A 13,741-nucleotide genomic window follows, 5' to 3' on the forward strand; every position below is an offset into this window, starting at 1 on the left:
TACCTGTCTCAGGCAGTTAAAAATACCCCACTATAAATTTAGGTTAGAGCAACCCAATATTCGCGATTGAAGTCCTATGAACAGACTGACGACACTATATATTAAAGCGCGTGCCGGGCTGTCTCCCTATGAAAAGACACCTGAAGCATCATTGATTAAAATGGCTAAGAAATGTGGCCGCAATGAAATAGCCGCCATTAACATCAGGCTCAAACAGTTCCGCTCTGAACTAGCGATGGTTGAAGAGTGGGATGGAGATCAGCAGGATATGATATGGGATGCAATTGACGAGCATTGTAAGTTATTACAACTGATCACCGACAAACAGCCCACCTGAGTAGGCTGTTTGTCGTGCTAATCGTTAGAGCCATGGAACGGTATTTCGAAGGACTGACTAAGCTTCATCGCGTTCCTTTTATTGCATTCCATAAAGGCGTCCCCGGCCGCTGCGCCTGCTCAGATATTACGTTAACTATTGCCGGCTTGAGCTGTTTGATGATATCCACATTATTTGCTGGAGCCGACCTTGTCGTTGGTTGCTCACGTCCCTGAATCACAACACCACCGACATTAACATTTATAGCGGAACTACCTCCCTGTAACCCGAACATCGGTGCGTTTCCGACGTAGCCGCCGTTTGCATACCCCTGAGCTCCACGCATAAGCGCATAGAGATTGCCAACACCAAGTGCACTGGTCGCTTCCTTCGTAAATACAAACTCACCACCATGAACTACGCCTTTCGGTTGGTATTTACCGCCATCACCGGTGTAACCGCCGCTATCGAATCCCGGCACCAGACCACCACCAGAGAAACCAAAGAACGCACCGATACCCGTTCCACCAAACGCTGACTTCATTCCATTAACCAAAGCCAGTTGTGTCAGCATCTGGGCGATGCCCTTGAGGAAAGTAGAAAGGAAGTCTGAGAAGTTAGATTTACCTGTAGTAAAAAAGTCGGTGAGCGTGCTGGCCATCCCGGTGAACGCATTGCTGGTAATCGTCTGCACCTGCGAGTAAACATTAGTCGCGCTGTCCTCAAATTCAGCCCAACCCTTTTTCACGCCGGTCAACCAGTCGCCACGCAACCTGTCCTCTGCATCATAGTAATCATTCGCCGCCTTAAGCTGCTTCTGATAGCCCTCGTCGTAAAGCGTGCCGCCGGAGTTGAACCAGCCAGAGGAAAGCTGGCTCTTTGCCAGCTCACGTTGAGCCTGACGGTCACTCATCCCCGCGCCACCCAGTAATGCGGCCTGTTTCTCAGCCATCTGCGTGACGTATTTCTGCGAGGTATCCATTCGCTTGTTCAGCTGTTCCTGTGCGGTAATCTGATCACCTAACAGGGCTTTCTGCCGTGCCAACTGAAGCACCTGGTCTTTACTCGCCAGCAGGGATTGCTCCTGCTTTGTCAGAGAGCGAGACCGGGAGGCCTCTTCCAGCACCTGAAATTTCGCTTCAGTCGTCCACAGATCTTTGCGCTGCTGGCTGATAGTGTCGTTCAGCCCTTTATGCTGCTGCAGCGCGCGTAACTGAGACTGAAGCGCCAGCAACTCGGCCTGGGCAGCATCCGTGCTGCGATCGCCAGCCGATAAAGTGCCCTGCTTTCCGGTTTTCGTCTTTTTACCAAAAGCAGCAACCTCTTCCCGATCCTTCTGGGTGGTTGCAGTACTTATTTTTCTGGTCGTATCGAGGTATTTACCTGCACTGATATCAGCGGCATCCCAGTCTTTTTTCAACTGAGAGACGCTGTCGCCATAAGCGCTGGCCATTTGTTCGTTATAGTCCTGCCATCCCTGCAAAGTATCCGTTTTCGCCCAGTCAGGAATGAGATTAATCGCAGCCGCGATAGAGGAAGAAATGATCTGGTTCAACTTCTGGAAAACGATCGCTACGCTGTAATAAATTGCGTTGAATTCCTTCAGTGTGTTTGATGCCAGCTCTGCTACCCACTGACCGATATTCTGCATGGCCTCAGATGCCCAGCCTTTGATATCCAGCCACAGGCGACCAAACGGTGTCAGCGAGTCATAAGCCTGCTCTCCGCGCTCAGCCATTGTGTCGCCAAACAAATCCATGGCCTGTGTAACTGCAGCAGTCTGGTCCTTCTGCTTCACAAGCTCATCAATATGCTTAAGCTGCGAAACAGTCAGGAAGTTGTATTCTTCGTTTAGGCTCTGAAGGGCTTTAACAGGGTCTTTTTCGATGTCCTTATAGGCTTTGGTGATGTCCTGCGCTGAGACTATACCGGTCTGAACCGCCAGCGCCGTGGAGCCTGCTGCTTTTTCAAGTTGCTGCTGTGTCAGCGATCCCATGCCAACCAACTCAGTCATCAAACTCTGAACGGTTCCTACAGTAGCGCCAGTAGAGGCAGCGATAGACTGGGAGGAAGCCATAACCTGGAGCGCTGAAGTGCCAGCAATGTTGCCTGTCCTGATAATGGCCTTGTTAATTTCGTCGTAGGCGGTGAAGTAGTCCGCTCCCGCTTTTGCCGCAATCAGAACGGCACCAGCCAAGCCACCAATGGCCACTCGGGCAGGAGTCACCATCGACAACATCGCTTTCAGAGCATTGCTTACACCGCCAAACGAATCGCGCAGCTGGCTGCCCTGCTGAATGGCTACCATATAAACCGGCATACCGGACGCCAATGAAGTTACGATGTCGGTCATTTGCATTGGAAGATAACGCATCGCGTTGCGGTATTGCCCCGCGCTGATCGCTCCTGACTTCCACGCTTCCTCCTGCTCTTTCAGTCGGGCGATCATCGGTGCAGCACGATCGGAAACACCAAGTTGGGCTGCTTTTAGCTCTAACAGTTCTGCGCGCGTTTTTCCGATTGCTGTGACCTGCTCCTCCAGCGAATCGATAAAGGTTTTGCCCGCTGCAGCTGCCCGCTGCGCTGCCTGAGCCTGTTCAATGCGAGCCCGCCCCTCTGCGGTCTCAGACTCCATTACCTGTGCCAGTTTAGCCCGCGTTATCTCAAGCACACTGTTGTAACGAGTAAAGTCCTCGTCTCCCACCAGCCCTTTACCGCGAAATTTCGCCAGGCTCTCCTGGATAGTGTCCAGCTCATCCAGCGCCTTGTTTACCGGACTAATTTTATTCAGCAGGTTCTGCAGTTCCTGACGCTGCTGCTTCATGCTTTCGCTGTTCTTCTTCTGGTTATCGATGCCGGTGCGGAACGTACTGTTAAGGTCATCCGCTTTACCTGCCGCGGCGGACGCAGTCTCCTGAAAGCGATCAAGTGCCTGATTACCACGCTCCAGCTCACTGGTATTTACGCGCAGGGAAATCGTGGCGATGTCGTTACTCATTCCGCCCTCTCTTTATGCATAACTTTTAGTGCGGCGCTCTCCATGATTCGGATGTCCGAAAGCGCGGTTGCCTCGTCGTCAATGTTGTGCAGACGCATTACCCAGGGCAAAACGTTATAGTCGAGCCCAGACGCGCCGCCCATTCCCGTTCGCCATTGCGTGCTGACAGCCTGAAATACCAGGAATGAAGGCCAGATATCGGGCCAGACATCTACGAAATTATCGTCATAGTCATCCGGCGTAAGCCCGTAAGGCGCCAGATCTGCCGCGGTGGGTTCAGACGTATAGAACGCAGAGGCAACCGCTATCAGTTTTTTTCGCGCTGCCCCATCAGCTCGCGGTAGTAGGTTTCCGGGATGGCCTTCATCGCCGCCGGATAGTTTTCCAGCAGCACCGACAGGTTTTCCGCGTTGAATGCATCGGGAAGTGCCCAGCCAGAAATGATTTCCATCAGAAAATCAGTGGCGGTTTTGCCTTCCATTTTCTCCAGATCCGCCAGTTCTTTGAGTGGCTTGTGATTGAATGTGAACGTCAGCACGCCATCCTCATCGCCGGCTCGGGGGATCGAGACATTGGCCTTAAATGTTGGTTTGGGCTGAAGATTGAATTTTGTCGCCATCGATACCTCTTAACGGAAAAAAGCCTCCACAATGGGAGGCATGGAATAGTGAAAGTTCTGACGACTAGGCGGCAGCGTCAGTCACCTTGTAGAACGTCATCGCCGGTGACTGCAGGTTCAGCACCACACTTACTGTCTCTACCTCGTTAACCGCAGTAGTTGGCGTATCGTCAAAGAACGCCGTGGCCGCCCAATAACGGTTCTCCTTCGCCTTCGGCACGTACATGTAAGCCGCAACCGTCTCTTCGTCTTCGTCCAGTTGGCGCAGCAACGGATATACCGGGAGCGTTGAGTCATGCGCGATCGAGTAGGTCTGGGAGACTGCGGATTTATAGGTATTCAGGTTACGCTGGCGATCATCGCTGAGGAACTGAATCTGTGTGGTGTTCTGATCGCCACCAGATTTTGACACCTCAGTAATTTGCGGCAGCTCGGTCCATTCAAGCACCTTGCGGATCGAACCGGTACCGCCACCAGCGGCATATTTGTTTTTGTTGGTGGTAATGATATTGCGAAGAGTTACGGCGCTTTCGGCAATCGCATCAATTTTTGCAATGACGTTATCAACACCGGACCAGTTGCAGTTCACATGAACAATATCACCCACCTTGAGTGCGTCCGCTTCACTCACGGTGATCACCATATTTTCGGCGTTCGTCGCCCCGGTGAAAGTAATGGCTGGGCCATAACCCGATGCCAGATAGACGTGAGCGCCGTTAGGCAATGCAAAGCCCATATTGGTTACTCCTTTAGAAACGGGAATACCGGCAAAGTGCCGGTCAGGTTTAGAAGGTTGCAAGGATTAGCTGGAGATATCAGCCCGGTAATTGAGACTAACGGGAACGGTATAAGCGACAGATGTAGTGATCCCGCGGAAAACACCAGGCGTTTGATCTATCCAGCATGTAAAACCCCTGCCTTCAATCTCCCGCCCCTCGGGGAACAATTCAGCCACGCGATCAGCCAGGGCCACAACATCGGTACGGCCTGTGCCGGCTGGGGCCACAACGTTAATCTGGTATACACCTGAATAGATGCGGCAGCTCAATCCAAGGTCTACCGTACGCGGCGTGGCGGGCATGTCATGGACAGCAAGATATAGCCCATCAGATAGCGGTGTGAAAGGCACGTTTTCCCAGGCAACTGGGATCCCTTCGGCATCAGCCCACTCGCCCAGCCTTGCGGCCAGCGCCGCCGCGATATCGGGAATCACTTAGTCACCTCCCTTACTGCTTCCTCAAAAAATCGCTGAAACTCAGCAGCAGTAATGCGTACCATCCCTCCCGGAGCCTGGGAAGAGTGCCCCATCTCCAGTCGATACGCGTAAGGGACGTTGTTGCAGAAATAAACAGCCTTCATCCCGACTTTGAACAGCGACAGCGTGTAATTGCCTGCGGCTTTTGTCAGATTTCCGGTTTTATCGACACGGCCCGTTTCATCTGTGGTCGGTGCATCAAAAGACACCTGCCAGTTGCCCCTAAACCGTCCACCGGTATACCCGGGCGGCGCTTTGATATCCATCCCATCCACCAGCCGAGCTTTCTTCTTAAGTCGCCCGGTTTTAGTCAGATTATTAGGGTCCGATTTTTGCGCTTCGTTATGGTCGTATACCGCCTGATTGTAAGACGCTGCCGTCTGGTTGATACCCCAGAGTTCGGGGTTGCCGACAGGAGACATCATCACCAGTTGATTAAGGATCCGAATGCCGACTGCGCGTACGACTGCTTCCTGATTCGCTTTGGCTTTGTCCACAAACGCGCTGACGGCAACCGTGAACGCCTTATTATCGTTCATGTTATGCCCTCAACTGAGCATTGTAGCAGAGCACCACACCGCCCGGTTTCACCGGATTAGGCTTAACCACTCGATGCCTTACGCCGTCCACGTCGATAAGATCGCCGGTTTTGATTTCCTGCTCGGCAGTGAAGACAATCCGAACATCGCCGTTTTCTATGACCGTTCCGTCAATTTCTCCAGGTACGTAATCCGTCTTCACTCCTGTGGCGGTGAACTGGATATCCTCGGAACGATGCTCCACACCACCCATGACGATTAACGTGCCCTTACGCGTGACGTTGTATGCAATTCCGTTCTGCTTGAGCATCCGAGTCGTTATCGCCTGCATTCGCTGATAGTTGATGGCCATTACGCGCGCTCCGCGAAAGCATTGATTGCATATCCACGCCCACCAGCCAGGTCGCCGAGAATAGCCATTACCGCCGGGTAAGAAGGTGTAAACGCCTCTCCATCGGCAACCGCATAGGTCATGGTAACGGCGCCTTCGACACGTTCGGTTTTCACCGCGGCCTCACGAACGCTTGAAAGCAAATCGCCATCAATTGCCTCGATAGCCAGCATGCATTGTGCGGTGATAACCTGCCGTGGTACTTCATCCGGCGGGAAATCATGTTCATCCAGAACGACATTCACGCGTGGCCATGCCAGCGGCTGTCGAGGGTCTGCTTTGGAACCTACCCAATCAAGCCCCTCCAGATAGTCCATCGCCTTAATCAGTAAAGGCGCGAGCTTTTCAGGCAGCTCAACTCCTCTCAGCGTGGCAAATGACGCCAGTTCATCTTCGCTGGCGTAACTGTTAACGTCAGCGGCGGTGATATCAGTAATAATCATCTGAGCATCCGTTGAATGGGGCTTACGCCCCATCGGTTAGCCTGCAGCAGGTGCGGTGAAGGTGATTTCCTCACTCGATTTAGCAATACCATCAACAGTACCAGTGACTGTGAAAGTACCTGCCGTATCAGAGGTAAGTTTGACCGTCGCCCCACCAGCAGAGCCGGTTTGAGAACTGGCAGTGCTGAGCGTGCCGCCGGTTGAATTCCAGGCAACGGTTTTACCGGATACACCGGAGCCATTTAGCGTGTATTTCAGAGAAACAGTTACCGCGTCTGTGCTGTCAGCAGTTGCGGAGGTTTTATCCGCTGACAGCGTTACTCCCCCGCTGCGGATCCCAGCTTAATGAGCACGCCAGCCGTAGATTTGTTGCTGGTGAAGTGCTTCTTCCAGTTACCTGCGGTGCCGATTTTAGTCAGGTCCGGGTTGTCACCTTTCGAGGTGTCCCAGCTGTAGCCCAGCAAGTCGACGTTCACTACGCCTTCAGCACGGTATCCGATCGCCAGGTTTTCCTGATCGTTGATGTCGTAGGAACGGAACCCCGGCGCCTGAGACTCGGTGACGGTAACCGCTCCGGCTACCAGCCCAAGAATCGCATCTGCGTCCATGGTGTCGGTCACCAGTACAGGTTTACCCAACGTGCCCGGCTGCCCACCGTAAACCACCACGCCAGCTTCTTCGTAGATTTTGTTGGCGATCGCCTCATCCACGATGTCGAAGTAAGTGGCGGAGTGCATAACGAAAAGCACGACACGGTTGAACTTGTCGCCGTACTTACGCAGACCGCGCGTCAGGGTCTTCTTACCGTCAGTTTCGATATCAGCGGTGACAACCATGTCAGCGTTAGCGCCAATAGCAGCCGTCAGCGCCTTCAGGCCGTATTTCACGTAGCCTTCCAGCGTCGCGTCAGCCACGTCAGTGCCGATCACTTCGGAAAACTCGTCAACCGAGCGGCCGCGGCGTTTGAACGCTTCTTCAGTAGTTTCGTATGGACCGTATTTCCACGGCGCTTTGACGGATACGGCTTCACCGGCGCCAATCTTCTTACCCGTCACCTTTTCGGTGGAGTTAACGTCACGCGATTCAATAGAGCCGCCCACCTTGTAGAAAGCACGCTTGCGGAAGTCGCCTTCAATCAGCTCGTTATCCAGCAAGATCGCTCCGTTGGAGGACGCGTTGAAAATAGCCAGGTTGTCCTGGCGGCGCTCGAGGAAAGCAGTCTGCGCCAGGTCGTCATAAATGATCAGGTCACTATTAACAGTGGTAGGCATGGGTTAATCCCTTATTTCGGAAGTTTGAGGAAGGCCTGCTGGCCATGCTTGCGGATGTAGTCCGCTTTGTCGCTGGCGCTCATTTCGGAACGTTTCAGGCTGCCACCGCCGTTTGGTTTGTGTCCGCCCGCGCCGGTGCCTTCTGCGCGTGGGAACAGATGCGGAGCCGTCTCCTTAAGAGACTCAGCCCACTCAAGCGGGCTTAGTGGAGTTTTGCCGTCTTTACCGAACAGAACATCGCCATTTGCATCAACTGCTACGGCCTCGCCTTCGTCGTTGAGCTGGAATGTGCCTTTGGCACGCAGAATCAGATCGTCGGATGCTTCCGGCAGCGCGCCAGCTTTGGACGCTGCTGCACGGATTGCATCGCCCAGAACTCGATCCCGGAATTTGTTGGAGAACGCTTCGGCTTTGTCCGCGCGTTCATTTGCGGCTTTAATCTGCTTATCGACATCAGCACGCAGACGCTCGGTGCGCTTATCGAGCACCTCATCGATTTTTCCGGCGGCAATCAGCTTTGCCTCTTCGTCGTCGGAAAAACGCTGGAGGATCCCGCGCACTGCATCAGGATCGATACCATCAAAGCGAGACAGGTTTTCTTTTTGTTGCTTGATGGTGCCCAGCAGTTCTGAGTTTTTTGATTTCAGGCCAGTGACTTCGCTGGTCACACGCTCATCAATCAGCTTCTGGATTTCAGGAGTGATTTCGATACCACCGCCACCGCTGCCCTCTCCGCCGCTTTCTGGTGCATAGAATTTCAGAAGCATGTTTCGAATTAACATATTTTCCCCTCGGGATTTTGCCGGGCCTCGCCCATAAAAAAGCCCCGGCGGATGCCAAGGCGTGAAGTAAGAAGTGGTTGTTAGTTGTCAGTGCCTGAGAGTTGCTTCAGACGTTCCAGGGATATCCATTCGCCTTTGTCAGTGAACATATCAGCCAGGTCGATTTCACCCGCGCGGAACAAACGGCCACGCTCGGCACCCAGAACCTGATCCTGGCGTTGTGCTGGCTGGCGCGCGAGCCATTCCAGATACGAAGTTTTCCCCGGTACCTGGCCATCCATGCTGGCACGAGTGCCCTCGTCCATCTCATCAATATCAATGCCGAGTTCGCGCCAAGACTTGAGAATCAGAGTTTCAGTAGAACGGCAGCAGAAATGAATCTTCCCGGGTCCCTGCAGGTAAGGCACCTTATGCCCGACCGGTTTGTTATCCAGGGTGTAACGCAGCAGGTCACGAATAATGCAGTCGTGGCTGGTTTTATTGTCCAGCGTAGACAGCCACTGTTTGCCTTTCACGATATCGCTGTTGGCACTGGTGAAGCTGTTGCGCGCTGTGGCAGCCAGATGATTCACAGCTGTTTTAGCGATGCTGGCGGCGTTTGCCCTGCTCATCTGCAGCGCCCCGTCGCTATAGTCTTTGTTGGCGTGGCCACGAACACTGCGCGCGATAGTTTCTACCGTGTCGCCAGCAAGATACCCCCTGCGGACGGCGTTCACGATACGCGCCAGCCTGTCCGATTCCAGATTCTCCGCCCACTCACTCAGCAGCCGCCCCTGAAAGGGTTGCGCCATCGCCGCGGCATACACCATATCGGCGGTGATGCCCTGCAACGGATAGTGAGACAGGACCTGTGATGGCAAAAGGGAATCGAACAGGCTCAGCTGATAATTTGCTTCGTTCTTTGCCAGCGCCACCAGCTCACTCTCGAGCCCTGCCTGCATGGACGCTACGGCTTGATGGTTAAGCTCACGCACGCTGCCCAATAAACTCTGCAGGCGATTAACTGTGAAGCTCTCCGGCGGCAATCTATCCAGCGCATCCAGTAGCCGCGCCGAAAGGTCCGCGTCCGTCTCGTTAAGCAACTTGACCATCCGGTTTGCCACGCCAGTGGCGAAGCGGCTTAACCAGACGGAATGTGCGATCGATTCATCACGCAGGCTTTCGTTAATGGTGGGCATATCAGCCTCCCGTCAACGTTGGTGCCTGATTGCGAAGCGCATCAATAACCTCGTCCGGACTGTCGGCCGGGTCAATGAGATCGAGCTTCTGCAGCGCGCGAATCATATCGCTATCGCGCAGCGCACCGGACTGCCAGGCATTGACGATTGCCGTCACCATGCCCGACTCGGCAACCTTAGCTATGAATTCCTGATTGATGGTGTAACTCGTCGTTTCGCCCTTGATGCCGAGGTATTTCGTACACCAGCCAAGCGCCAGCGTATAGGCCTCAGAAACGTTTGAAACGCAGATACCGAGCACAGAGGTTGATGATGTTTGCTCACCGCTAGCCTGCGTCGCCGTCTTAGCCGTGGCGTTCTGCTCAATCAGCCGGGCGCCAAGCTGCACCATATAATCACGTTTGCTATCCATGGCCTCTTTAGCCAGCATGTTCGGCTGTGCCTGGGCATAACCAAACGAGCCCTCCTTGGGAAGCAAAAGCGGTGATCGGGAACCAATTTTCACGCCCTTCTTCTCGAGGTGATCGCGCCAGCCGGTATCGAGTCCAGTCATGTACGGCTGCACCTGGCCACAGAACCACACGCTGTCCTCATAGTCAGCACTGTTTCGGTAATGACCGTGGTTTATCTCCACCAGTGCAGCCAGCGGTGAATCATCGATAGTGGGATCGTTGTTCTGAGCGCCGACGAAGGTAAACGGAATTTCATCCCAGTAGTCCTTTCCTTTAGGCTTCGGATGATATTCACTGTCAACGGTGTAGGTTCCGCTTGCAGTGCCACCAGCCCGGCGCCATACGCGGCATATGAACCGCCCTTCTTCCAGCGCCAGCTCGCGGTACTGTATTTCATCCTTGTAAGCATAACCATCCGGCTCTTCTACGCATTCGCGCAGGACCACCAGCACCAGCTGATCGCGTCCGTTAATTCGCTTAGTTCGCCAGTTAATGATGTTCTCTGCCGGATAGCGGAGGATGATCGCTTCATCGGAGGCTTCAGCGTAATCGACATAAAGCCCCTCTCGCGCAACTTCCAGCACATTCTCGGCCACCAGTTGCGACTGCTGATAGATGCTGGTTCCGGCCCCGTCAGCGTTGTCCAGCAGGTACTTCAGCTTGTCCGGACCGTTAAATGTGGGGTCTTTGCGATACGCCATCCCAAGCATGCCGATCTTCGTATTGCCGGCAATGGCGTAGAACACCGCTCGGCTCAGATAATCTTCGTTGCGTTTGCGGTTACGTGTGGATTTATCGGCTGGGTCGAGATAAGGCAGATACTTATTACCCGCCGCTTTTACGGCCTCAGCTCCTTTGCAAAAGTCCCTGTATTTCCGCCAGGCAGCAGAAGCCGCCCGGTGTTCTGGTCGAACCCAGGTGATATCGTCGTTTGCCATATCAGAAAGTTGTGTCCATTGTGATTGAGTATGCCGGCTTCACGATCGGATAATCCTTCACGATGAAGTACCCACCAGCATCATTGGGGTGATCGTTATCTGCTGTTTTATCCGGTTCTCCATTGGCCGCCCAGATTTGCTGTTCGAGGCTTTCGGTATAAACCGGGCAGTTCTGGACGTTCACCAGATAGCGGCGTTCGCCGTTGGCGTTACAGAACATGGCATTCATCGAGTTGATACGGTCCTTAACCGGCGGGTTGGCATCATCAACAATGACGTTGAATCCGGCATCGTTGAGCTGAGCAATATCGGTTTTGCTGGCATTCTGCGAATTGCGTGAGTCACCAGAGGCATCCGGATAGATGTAAATCTCCCGGCTCATCACGTAGCGTCCATCCTCGTAGCGCCAGAACTCTTCCTGGATGCGCTTAATCATCGCCGGAGTATCGTAGACCTTCACGAGTTCACGAACCGCACGCGGCAGGCCATTACGCTTTACGTGAACAATCGCGGCCATTTTCCCTACGTTGAAGTCCATACCAATAAATAGCGGATCCCCGTCCTGAATCTCGTCAGAACAGTTATTTAGCTTGCGGCTAAAGGTGTGGTAAATGGTCCCGCTGTTAAGGTTGGTGAACTTTCCTCGCAGGTATGCCTGAATCAGTTCGTCAGGGTAAGAACTCATCAGCGACGGGATGTAATCAGGCGGAAGGTTCTTAGCGTTATCGAATGTGCTGGCCTGTATCAAACCGTACAGGGCCGCAAGCTCTGGCTTTTCACGTACCGCCTTCACGAACTGCTGGTAGACGAATTTGAACCCTTCTGGTGTGGTCGTTACATCAATTCCATTCCTCAGGCCCGGGATGTTGTAACGCATACGAGCGATGATTTTTCGCCATGCCTGCTGTGCTTTAGCAGCCGCCATGACGTCCAGCTCATCCACCATCGCGCTACCGATTTTGAAACCGACTATCGAGCCGGGCTTCTCCATCGAGCGGCAGATGGTTGTCCCGCGGTAGCGCCGTCCTTCGTAGAAGTGAACCTCTTTGTTCCCTTCGTTGATTTTGACGCTCAGCCCCCAGTCGAAGGCTACCTCTTCAATCGTCGGGTAGAAGATGTCACGGATCTGTGGATATGTTGGCGCGAAATAGCCCTGGTTAATCTTAGGGTGCTCCCACATTCCCTTACAGATACCGCCACAACCCACCCACGTCTTACCGGAACCGAATCCGGCAACATAGGCTTTGAATTTGTACTGCATCGCGAGGAAACGCGCCTGAGGAATGTTAAGTGTCGGGCTGATCCCCATCGTCTGCCCTCGCATCCACTACGTTGATACTGATCTGCACTGGGGTTGGTTCATCGTCATCACCATCACCGGCCAGCTCCTTGCGGAGTTTCTCAACCTCCAGCAGCCGGCGTTCGATTTCAATCTGCTGCAGGCGCTGCGCGAACTCGCTATCAGCTAGGCCAAGCCGTTTCATAACAGCTTCGAACATGCGCTCACGGCTGATTGCTGTAATTTCGACGCCATTTTTGCCGACCTTCACGCCTGAATATGCGAGCCTGGAAGCAGCCGGGAGTTTGCGCGTATCAGGGAAATAAGGCTGGCCGATGCCGTCACCATTACAGCGCGGGCATTCTGGATTGGCCTCTCGGGTGTGGTTGTAACCGTAACCGCCGGAATCTTCGGGTTCACGTCTGTCACGCTCAAGCGCCTCGAGTCTTTTCTCTTCGAACTCAACGGCATCGCGCCACTGGTACTGATGGCCGAATCCCCAGCAATAACGGCACGCGCCGCGGCGGTATTGTGAGAGTTGGTTTGCATCGAAGGTGGCGAGCTGCCACATCTGCGCGAGGACTTCATCGGCACTGCCAAGCGTGCGCACAATGGACGCTTTTTGCTGCTGCGCAATAGCCTGCGCAACGTTAGGATTCGCTATGAGCTGACGACCATAATTTGGGTCGCTATAACCAGCACGTGCAGCGGCTGCGGTGGCGTTATTGTCCTTAAGATATTCAGCAATAAAGCGCTTTACCTTCGCGCTTAGCTTTATGTCCACCAGCTCTTCTGCGCTTTTATCTTTCTGCGCAGTGCGCATTTTTTTCTGCGCAGGTTTTTGCGAAGTTTGCGCAGAAGGTTTTTTGATATATCGACGGGCTGTGGCGTATTTCAGTCCGTTCTCTTCGCACCAGTCCGCCGGAGATATGCCGGTCCGGGAGTGTGCAGCGATGTACTGTTGCTGTAGTGATCCCCAATCCGGTTTACTCATTTGCTATTCCTGGTTCTTCTCCACTTTCAGCTGTCCGCGCAGCGCAAACGCATCACCTTCCCGGGCGAGTTTGTAGAGCGCGAAATACTGGCGAAACTGAATCCTGAGCAGACATGGAATGAACTGCTTCTGCTGACAGGCTGTGAGCCTGTACTCTTGTGCTGGGAGCCACCGGGAGAGTTTCGCCATCGGCAGCCAGTTGCGCGGTGGTTCAGGAAGGAGTTGGGGATTACTGTTGAAGAGTATAATCCCCACGCCACACCGCAGCTAGACAGGTTCTAATGCA

At 53.6% G+C, this 13,741-nt stretch carries 17 protein-coding genes; 1 reads left to right on the forward strand and 16 read right to left on the reverse strand.

Annotated elements, in window-relative coordinates:
* Positions 1–76: 76 nt before the first annotated feature.
* Positions 77–337, forward strand: a complete 261-nt coding sequence (locus ACMGGQ_RS10595; protein ID WP_045371007.1) for a hypothetical protein — start codon at positions 77–79, stop codon at positions 335–337.
* Between the two features lie 64 nt (positions 338–401).
* Here ACMGGQ_RS10595 and ACMGGQ_RS10600 read toward each other — a convergent pair whose 3' ends face one another.
* The 16 genes from ACMGGQ_RS10600 to ACMGGQ_RS10675 form a co-directional block, all read right to left on the reverse strand.
* A complete protein-coding gene (locus ACMGGQ_RS10600; RefSeq protein WP_420290003.1) occupies positions 402–3,314 on the reverse strand; it encodes a phage tail tape measure protein in 2,913 nt (970 codons plus the stop codon).
* Positions 3,311–3,730 (reverse strand): DUF1799 domain-containing protein, encoded by a 420-nt coding sequence (locus tag ACMGGQ_RS10605; protein WP_420290565.1) that lies wholly within the window; start codon positions 3,728–3,730, stop codon positions 3,311–3,313. The genes ACMGGQ_RS10600 and ACMGGQ_RS10605 overlap by 4 nt, the downstream gene beginning before the upstream one ends.
* Positions 3,622–3,933 (reverse strand): phage tail assembly chaperone, encoded by a 312-nt coding sequence (locus tag ACMGGQ_RS10610; RefSeq protein ID WP_420290004.1) that lies wholly within the window; start codon positions 3,931–3,933, stop codon positions 3,622–3,624. Before ACMGGQ_RS10610 ends, ACMGGQ_RS10605 begins: the two co-directional genes overlap by 109 nt.
* A gap of 64 nt (positions 3,934–3,997) precedes the next feature.
* Positions 3,998–4,669, reverse strand: a complete 672-nt coding sequence (locus tag ACMGGQ_RS10615) for a phage tail protein (RefSeq protein WP_420290005.1) — start codon at positions 4,667–4,669, stop codon at positions 3,998–4,000.
* Between the two features lie 66 nt (positions 4,670–4,735).
* Positions 4,736–5,146 (reverse strand): DUF4128 domain-containing protein, encoded by a 411-nt coding sequence (locus ACMGGQ_RS10620; protein ID WP_420290006.1) that lies wholly within the window; start codon positions 5,144–5,146, stop codon positions 4,736–4,738.
* Complete coding sequence (locus tag ACMGGQ_RS10625; RefSeq protein WP_320732675.1) at positions 5,143–5,727, reverse strand: hypothetical protein; 585 nt, start codon at positions 5,725–5,727, stop codon at positions 5,143–5,145. Before ACMGGQ_RS10625 ends, ACMGGQ_RS10620 begins: the two co-directional genes overlap by 4 nt.
* A 1-nt stretch (position 5,728) precedes the next feature.
* A complete protein-coding gene (locus ACMGGQ_RS10630) occupies positions 5,729–6,079 on the reverse strand; it encodes a hypothetical protein (RefSeq protein ID WP_420290007.1) in 351 nt (116 codons plus the stop codon).
* Positions 6,079–6,561, reverse strand: a complete 483-nt coding sequence (locus ACMGGQ_RS10635) for a DnaT-like ssDNA-binding protein (protein WP_177317563.1) — start codon at positions 6,559–6,561, stop codon at positions 6,079–6,081. Before ACMGGQ_RS10635 ends, ACMGGQ_RS10630 begins: the two co-directional genes overlap by 1 nt.
* Before the next feature lie 36 nt (positions 6,562–6,597).
* Positions 6,598–6,897: an Ig-like domain-containing protein gene (locus ACMGGQ_RS10640; RefSeq protein ID WP_165602943.1), complete on the reverse strand. Its 300-nt coding sequence runs from the start codon at positions 6,895–6,897 to the stop codon at positions 6,598–6,600.
* Positions 6,879–7,832 (reverse strand): major capsid protein, encoded by a 954-nt coding sequence (locus ACMGGQ_RS10645; protein WP_038419633.1) that lies wholly within the window; start codon positions 7,830–7,832, stop codon positions 6,879–6,881. Before ACMGGQ_RS10645 ends, ACMGGQ_RS10640 begins: the two co-directional genes overlap by 19 nt.
* A gap of 11 nt (positions 7,833–7,843) precedes the next feature.
* The gene (locus tag ACMGGQ_RS10650; protein WP_024907199.1) at positions 7,844–8,614 is read right to left on the reverse strand and encodes a hypothetical protein; all 771 of its coding nucleotides are present in this window, start codon (positions 8,612–8,614) and stop codon (positions 7,844–7,846) included.
* 80 nt (positions 8,615–8,694) lie between these two features.
* Positions 8,695–9,792 (reverse strand): phage minor head protein, encoded by a 1,098-nt coding sequence (locus ACMGGQ_RS10655; protein WP_420290008.1) that lies wholly within the window; start codon positions 9,790–9,792, stop codon positions 8,695–8,697.
* 1 nt (position 9,793) lies between these two features.
* The gene (locus tag ACMGGQ_RS10660; protein ID WP_420290009.1) at positions 9,794–11,182 is read right to left on the reverse strand and encodes a DUF4055 domain-containing protein; all 1,389 of its coding nucleotides are present in this window, start codon (positions 11,180–11,182) and stop codon (positions 9,794–9,796) included.
* A gap of 1 nt (position 11,183) precedes the next feature.
* A complete protein-coding gene (locus ACMGGQ_RS10665) occupies positions 11,184–12,491 on the reverse strand; it encodes a terminase large subunit domain-containing protein (RefSeq protein ID WP_420290010.1) in 1,308 nt (435 codons plus the stop codon).
* Positions 12,469–13,455 carry a terminase small subunit gene (locus ACMGGQ_RS10670; protein WP_420290011.1) on the reverse strand — a complete coding sequence of 329 codons (987 nt, stop codon included), beginning with the start codon at positions 13,453–13,455 and terminating at the stop codon, positions 12,469–12,471. Before ACMGGQ_RS10670 ends, ACMGGQ_RS10665 begins: the two co-directional genes overlap by 23 nt.
* A gap of 3 nt (positions 13,456–13,458) precedes the next feature.
* On the reverse strand, positions 13,459–13,710 hold the full coding sequence (locus ACMGGQ_RS10675) for a hypothetical protein (RefSeq protein WP_420290012.1): 252 nt from the start codon (positions 13,708–13,710) through the stop codon (positions 13,459–13,461).
* Positions 13,711–13,741 lie beyond the last annotated feature (31 nt).

It is taken from the genome of Enterobacter sp. BNK-13, from assembly GCF_048685015.1.
GTDB lineage: Bacteria > Pseudomonadota > Gammaproteobacteria > Enterobacterales > Enterobacteriaceae > Enterobacter > Enterobacter quasiroggenkampii.

Excerpts from the sequence above, each read along its gene's own strand:
- ACMGGQ_RS10625 (WP_320732675.1), bottom strand. The coding sequence starts at position 5,727 with ATGAACGATAATAAGGCGTTCACGGTTGCCGTCAGCGCGTTTGTGGAC.
- ACMGGQ_RS10610 (WP_420290004.1), bottom strand. The coding sequence starts at position 3,933 with ATGGCGACAAAATTCAATCTTCAGCCCAAACCAACATTTAAGGCCAAT.
- ACMGGQ_RS10670 (WP_420290011.1), bottom strand. The coding sequence starts at position 13,455 with ATGAGTAAACCGGATTGGGGATCACTACAGCAACAGTACATCGCTGCA.
- ACMGGQ_RS10660 (WP_420290009.1), bottom strand. The coding sequence starts at position 11,182 with ATGGCAAACGACGATATCACCTGGGTTCGACCAGAACACCGGGCGGCT.
- ACMGGQ_RS10650 (WP_024907199.1), bottom strand. The coding sequence starts at position 8,614 with ATGTTAATTCGAAACATGCTTCTGAAATTCTATGCACCAGAAAGCGGC.
- ACMGGQ_RS10630 (WP_420290007.1), bottom strand. The coding sequence starts at position 6,079 with ATGGCCATCAACTATCAGCGAATGCAGGCGATAACGACTCGGATGCTC.
- ACMGGQ_RS10635 (WP_177317563.1), bottom strand. The coding sequence starts at position 6,561 with ATGATTATTACTGATATCACCGCCGCTGACGTTAACAGTTACGCCAGC.
- ACMGGQ_RS10655 (WP_420290008.1), bottom strand. The coding sequence starts at position 9,792 with ATGCCCACCATTAACGAAAGCCTGCGTGATGAATCGATCGCACATTCC.
- ACMGGQ_RS10645 (WP_038419633.1), bottom strand. The coding sequence starts at position 7,832 with ATGCCTACCACTGTTAATAGTGACCTGATCATTTATGACGACCTGGCG.
- ACMGGQ_RS10615 (WP_420290005.1), bottom strand. The coding sequence starts at position 4,669 with ATGGGCTTTGCATTGCCTAACGGCGCTCACGTCTATCTGGCATCGGGT.
- ACMGGQ_RS10665 (WP_420290010.1), bottom strand. The coding sequence starts at position 12,491 with ATGGGGATCAGCCCGACACTTAACATTCCTCAGGCGCGTTTCCTCGCG.
- ACMGGQ_RS10595 (WP_045371007.1), top strand. The coding sequence starts at position 77 with ATGAACAGACTGACGACACTATATATTAAAGCGCGTGCCGGGCTGTCT.
- ACMGGQ_RS10600 (WP_420290003.1), bottom strand. The coding sequence starts at position 3,314 with ATGAGTAACGACATCGCCACGATTTCCCTGCGCGTAAATACCAGTGAG.